A 5,434-nucleotide genomic window follows, 5' to 3' on the forward strand; every position below is an offset into this window, starting at 1 on the left:
ACAGTGGTCTTTTTCATATATGCTCAAACACACCTTGGTTTATCAGCTGCGCAATCTGGACTTGTTACATTGCCATATGCCATTGTGGCAGTTGCGATGATTCGTTTAGGTGAAAAAGCAACATTACGTTTCGGTGGCAAATTGATGCTCATCATTGGTCCGTTGTTCCCTGTCATCGGCATCACTATTATTAGCATGACTCAATTATCGGCATCACAATATGTCATTGCAGTTATCATTGGTTTCGTCATTTGCGCAATTGGAAATGGTTTAGTCGCAACACCCGGCCTTACAATTGCAATTTTCAGTATGCCAAATGAAAAAGTTGGTTTAGCTACAGGATTATATAAAATGAGTGGTACATTAGGTGGCGCCTTTGGTATAGCACTAAGTACTACAGTTTTCAGTATGTTACAACTAAACTATGCACCAAGTGTAGCTGCAACCGTAACATTTATCGTCAGCATTGTATTGATGATCCTTGGCTCATTGTCTGCATACATGATCATTCCAAAAACAGTTAAATCTTAAATATAATAGAAGAATTATGTTTCGAAATATCTTTATCACTTTAAAATGATATACAAGAAATTCAAGAAAAATAAGCGAAGAACGTTTTTCTCTGTTCTTCGCTTACTCTAATTATATTCACTATCAATTAGACAAAATGGCCATTTTCAAATATCACGCGTTGTTTCTGACCTTGAATATATTTATTATAATTCTCTTTTTGAAAATCAGTTAACATTAATTTAGATGTACCGTATTTTAACACTTTTTGCATTGTTTCTATTCTCATTTTTCTAAATAACCATCCATCTTTTAACACAATACGATTAACAGCATCATATGATAATTCTACTGTTTCTTTAATTTCAAATGTCTTGAATGAAATAATCGTGCACATTAAAAACGTATCACCAAAGTAATAAACATCTAAATCATCACGTTTATGTTGTCCAACTAACAAACGACCATATTCGAACTCTTTTTCTGGATATTTCAATTCTAAAAAACTAATAATCTCTTCTTCTTTTAATTTGAATTGCATTTAAAAACATCCTCTCTTAAGTTTTAACAAGCCTTAATTAAAAATTTTTTCAATCACATAGTTCAATATACATCATTTCGTTATGTTTTTTAATACTTTGTTCAAAAACAAATATTTTATTCTTTAAAATAATGACTTTTGTGTTTTTCATCACAATAAACATTTTAAAATTCTTGTTATCATAATCATTAAAAGGTATTAACCTTAATAATATATTCTCTCGTCTCAACCTTAATCGTATACTTCAGACGTCTGTTTGTAGACAATAAAAGTCATTCACGTCTTCATATGTCATCAAATGTTTATCATGATATGATGAATATAATAATCGGGTATATAACTGTATGATTAATTACACAATAAAGAGAAGGAATATAATATGAAAAAAGTGTCAATTAAAGATGTTGCTAGAGAAGCTGGTGTATCAGTTACAACTGTGTCACATATTTTAAATCATAATGATAGTCGTTTTTCCGCAACAACGATAAAAAACGTACATGCTGTTTCAGAACGTTTAGGCTATGCCCCTAATAAACATGCAAAACAATTGCGCGGCAGTAAAATTCAAACTATTGGCGTCATTTTACCTAGCTTAACAAATCCGTTTTTCTCAGCACTGATGCAAAGTATTCATGACCATAAACCATCTGATGTTGATTTATGCTTTTTAACATCTACAGCAACTGATTTGTATGACAATATTAAACATTTAATTGATCGAGGTATTGACGGATTAATTATCGCACAATACATATCATCCCCGGACGCCCTAAATAACTATCTAAAGAAACATCATGTACCTTATGTCGTACTGGATCAAAATGACCATCAAGGCTATACAGATTTTGTTCGGACAAATGAATATCAAGGTGGACAACTTGCAGCACAACATTTAATAGAACTCGGTCACAACCATATGATAATTGTTGCACCATATGACATGATGGCGAATATGTCGACTCGTGTCGCTGGATTTGTCGATACTTTGCGCGCGAATCAATTGCCAGAACCACAAATCGTCCATACTGAATTATCTAAGCGCGGTGGGCTAACCATTGTTGATGACATCATGGTTCAATCTGCCACTGCAATCTTCGCTATTAACGATGAACTCGCTATTGGCATTTTACGAGGACTAATTGAACATGGCATCAGTATCCCGAAAGATATCTCATTAATAGGTTATGACGACATTGATTATGCAGCGTACGTCTCGCCACCTTTAACTACTGTGGCACAACCTATAACTGATATTGGCAAAACATCTTTAACCTTATTACTTCAACGATTACAGCACTTAGATAAATCCATTGATATGATTGAATTACCAACGACTTTAAAAATTCGTGCAACAACTGGCTATCATCTTTCAAACTAACTACGTATCTTCCGAAATATACTCATCATTGTTAGGCCCTTAGCGTTGCTTTAATGCTGAGGGTTTTTAATCATAATTATTTCACTAAGAAATTAAAATAATAATGTATGAATTTTTAAATATGATTTAAACGTTTTCAGTTTTTATGAAAACGCATGCATTTTGCAAATAAAAATGGTACGATGGCATTGGTAAAACGTTTTACTAAAAACAAATCGTGAGGTGTATAACATGAGCATTGTTGCATTACTTATCGGGTTAGGCCCCTTAATTGGCTGGGGCTTCTTCCCAACAGTCGCTTCAAAGTTTGGTGGTAAACCTGTACATCAAATTATCGGTGCTACTGTAGGTACGTTAATCTTCGCTATTATATTAGCCGTAGTCACATCAAGTGGCTTCCCTACTGGAACCAATTTGCTATTCGCCTTATTATCAGGTGCAGGATGGGGATTCGGACAAATCATTACATTTAAAGCGTTCGAATTAATCGGCTCATCTCGTGCCATGCCAGTCACAACAGCATTCCAATTATTAGGCGCATCTTTATGGGGTGTCTTTGCATTAGGAAATTGGCCAGGCATTGGTCATAAAATCATTGGATTTACAGCTTTAGTCGTTATTCTAATTGGTGCACGTATGACAGTTTGGAGTGAACGCAAAGAAGCAAGTAACGCCAAAAATTTACGTCGTGCAGTGGTACTTCTGTTAATTGGTGAATTTGGATACTGGTTATATTCAGCTGCACCGCAAGCAACTTCTATTGATGGCCTAACTGCCTTTTTACCTCAAGCAATGGGTATGGTAATTGTTGCAGTCATTTATGGCTTTATGAATATGAAATCAGAGAATCCATTCCGTAATAAAATTACGTGGTTACAAATTATTTCAGGTTTCTTCTTTGCATTTGGTGCCTTAACATATCTTATTTCAGCACAACCTAATATGAATGGTTTAGCAACTGGATTTATTCTTTCTCAAACATCCGTTGTGCTTGCTACATTAACTGGTATTTATTTCTTAAAACAACATAAAACTTCAAAAGAAATGGTTATTACAATTATCGGCTTAGTACTCATTTTAGTAGCCGCTTCTGTTACAGTATTTATAAAATAAGGAGTGTAGATGTCATGAAAAAATCAGCTGTTTTAAATGAACATATTTCAAAAGCAATCGCGACAATTGGTCATTTTGATTTATTAACGATTAATGACGCTGGCATGCCAATTCCAAATGATCATCGCCGTATCGACCTAGCTGTCACAAAAAACTTACCACGCTTTATTGATGTCTTAGCTACAGTGTTAGAAGAAATGGAAATCCAAAAAATATACTTAGCAGAAGAAATAAAAGAACATAACCCTACACAATTGCAACAAATTAAACAATTGATTTCATCGGAAATCGAAATCATTTTCATTCCTCACGAAGAAATGAAAAGTAACTTAGCTCACCCATTAAATAAAGGTAATATTCGTACTGGTGAAACAACGCCCTACTCTAATATTGCATTAGAATCGAATGTTACTTTTTAAAAATTATAACTTGAAAGGAGCATACACATGACCAACAAAGTTGTTATTTTAGGTTCAACGAATGTCGATCAATTTTTAACAGTTGAAAGATATGCACAACCAGGCGAAACATTACATGTTGAAGAAGCACAAAAAGCATTCGGCGGAGGTAAAGGTGCCAACCAGGCTATTGCCACTGCACGCATGCAAGCAGACACAACATTTATTACTAAAATTGGCACTGATGGCGTTGCTGATTTCATCTTAGAAGATTTTAAAGCGGCTCATATTGATACATCATATATTATCAAAACAACTGAAGCAAAAACGGGCCAAGCCTTTATCACTGTGAATGCAGAAGGACAAAACACCATCTATGTTTATGGTGGTGCGAATATGACGATGACACCTGAAGATGTTATTAACGCAAAAGACGCTATAATCAATGCAGACTTTGTCGTTGCACAATTAGAAGTACCCATCCCGGCTATTATATCTGCATTTGAAATTGCCAAGGCACATGGTGTGACGACAGTATTAAATCCTGCACCAGCGAAAGCATTACCTAATGAATTATTATCATTAATCGATATTATTGTGCCAAACGAAACAGAAGCCGAATTGTTATCTGGGATTAAAGTAACTAATGAACAATCTATGAAAGACAATGCCAATTACTTTTTATCTTTAGGCATTAAGACTGTTTTGATTACGCTAGGTAAGCAAGGTACATATTTTGCTACTAAAAATCAAAGCCAACACATCGAAGCTTATAAAGTAAATGCGATTGATACAACTGCTGCAGGCGACACATTTATTGGTGCATTTGTCAGTCGCTTAAACAAGTCGCAAGATAACTTAGCAGATGCTATTGATTTTGGTAATAAAGCGAGCTCACTCACTGTACAAAAACACGGCGCGCAAGCATCTATTCCTCTACTAGAAGAAGTAAATCAAGTTTAAATGAATCAAACACAGCTATGATATGAAGGTTTAGCATATAACATGCAACATTCGTATATCATGGCTGTGCTTTTTTATCTTTATAAAACATCATCTATTAGAAATAATTTTCCACTAAACCTATGCTTGTTGACTCATGTTTAGTTATAAATGAAGTGACAATTTTTTGTAATCTTTTTAACTTCCAAATTATTGCATATAAATATGCTATATTAATGATAATAATTATCAATTAAAAGGAGGTTATGCTATGTCTAAAGAAGCTGGTCATACATTTTTAGCTAAATTAGGAAAAACTCGTCTACGCCCCGGTGGTAAAGAAGCAACAGATTGGTTAATACAACAAGGGGCATTTTCACAAGATAAACAAGTGTTAGAAGTGGCATGTAATATGTGCACAACATCTATTTATCTAGCTCATACATATGGCTGTCACATTCAAGGCGTTGATATAAATAAGAAAGCATTAGAAAAAGCACAGGAAAATATTTCAGCAGCAGGTCTTGAATCATATATTCAAGTTCAACAAGC

General features: G+C 34.3%; 9 protein-coding genes. 6 read left to right on the top strand and 3 right to left on the bottom strand.

The features are described 5' to 3' along the window. A partial coding sequence (locus IDG60_RS05475) for an MFS transporter (protein WP_206160547.1) occupies positions 1-531 on the top strand: 531 nt, incomplete at its 5' end. A 127-nt stretch (positions 532-658) separates the two neighbouring features. Here the strand turns inward: IDG60_RS05475 and IDG60_RS05480 are convergent. Together IDG60_RS05480 and IDG60_RS05485 are read right to left on the bottom strand one after the other, a co-directional pair. Further along, entirely contained in the window at positions 659-1,051 is a 393-nt protein-coding gene (locus tag IDG60_RS05480; RefSeq protein WP_001159765.1) for a hypothetical protein, read from the bottom strand. 49 nt (positions 1,052-1,100) lie between these two features. Next, positions 1,101-1,280: an NADH dehydrogenase gene (locus IDG60_RS05485; RefSeq protein WP_001792075.1), complete on the bottom strand. Its 180-nt coding sequence runs from the start codon at positions 1,278-1,280 to the stop codon at positions 1,101-1,103. Positions 1,281-1,430: 150 nt separating this feature from the next. Here IDG60_RS05485 and rbsR point away from each other — a divergent pair, with 150 nt between their 5' ends. From rbsR to rbsK, 4 genes are all read left to right on the top strand, one after another. Then, a complete protein-coding gene (gene rbsR / locus IDG60_RS05490; protein ID WP_000757880.1) occupies positions 1,431-2,429 on the top strand; it encodes a ribose utilization transcriptional repressor RbsR in 999 nt (332 codons plus the stop codon). 231 nt (positions 2,430-2,660) lie between these two features. Next, positions 2,661-3,542: a ribose/proton symporter RbsU gene (gene rbsU, locus IDG60_RS05495; RefSeq protein ID WP_000029196.1), complete on the top strand. Its 882-nt coding sequence runs from the start codon at positions 2,661-2,663 to the stop codon at positions 3,540-3,542. 14 nt (positions 3,543-3,556) lie between these two features. Then, entirely contained in the window at positions 3,557-3,961 is a 405-nt protein-coding gene (rbsD, locus tag IDG60_RS05500) for a D-ribose pyranase (RefSeq protein WP_000747873.1), read from the top strand. Between the two features lie 27 nt (positions 3,962-3,988). Continuing rightward, entirely contained in the window at positions 3,989-4,903 is a 915-nt protein-coding gene (gene rbsK / locus IDG60_RS05505) for a ribokinase (RefSeq protein WP_000182746.1), read from the top strand. A 97-nt stretch (positions 4,904-5,000) separates the two neighbouring features. Here the strand turns inward: rbsK and IDG60_RS05510 are convergent, their stop codons facing one another. After that, entirely contained in the window at positions 5,001-5,135 is a 135-nt protein-coding gene (locus tag IDG60_RS05510) for a hypothetical protein (RefSeq protein WP_001789860.1), read from the bottom strand. 18 nt (positions 5,136-5,153) lie between these two features. Here IDG60_RS05510 and IDG60_RS05515 point away from each other — a divergent pair. Beyond that, positions 5,154-5,434: SAM-dependent methyltransferase (locus tag IDG60_RS05515; RefSeq protein ID WP_151517265.1), on the top strand; the 281-nt coding region annotated here is incomplete at its 3' end.

The organism is Staphylococcus sp. EG-SA-2, assembly GCF_017152085.1.

Excerpts from the sequence above, each read along its gene's own strand:
- IDG60_RS05480 (WP_001159765.1), bottom strand. The coding sequence starts at position 1,051 with ATGCAATTCAAATTAAAAGAAGAAGAGATTATTAGTTTTTTAGAATTG.
- rbsR (WP_000757880.1), top strand. The coding sequence starts at position 1,431 with ATGAAAAAAGTGTCAATTAAAGATGTTGCTAGAGAAGCTGGTGTATCA.
- rbsU (WP_000029196.1), top strand. The coding sequence starts at position 2,661 with ATGAGCATTGTTGCATTACTTATCGGGTTAGGCCCCTTAATTGGCTGG.
- rbsD (WP_000747873.1), top strand. The coding sequence starts at position 3,557 with ATGAAAAAATCAGCTGTTTTAAATGAACATATTTCAAAAGCAATCGCG.
- rbsK (WP_000182746.1), top strand. The coding sequence starts at position 3,989 with ATGACCAACAAAGTTGTTATTTTAGGTTCAACGAATGTCGATCAATTT.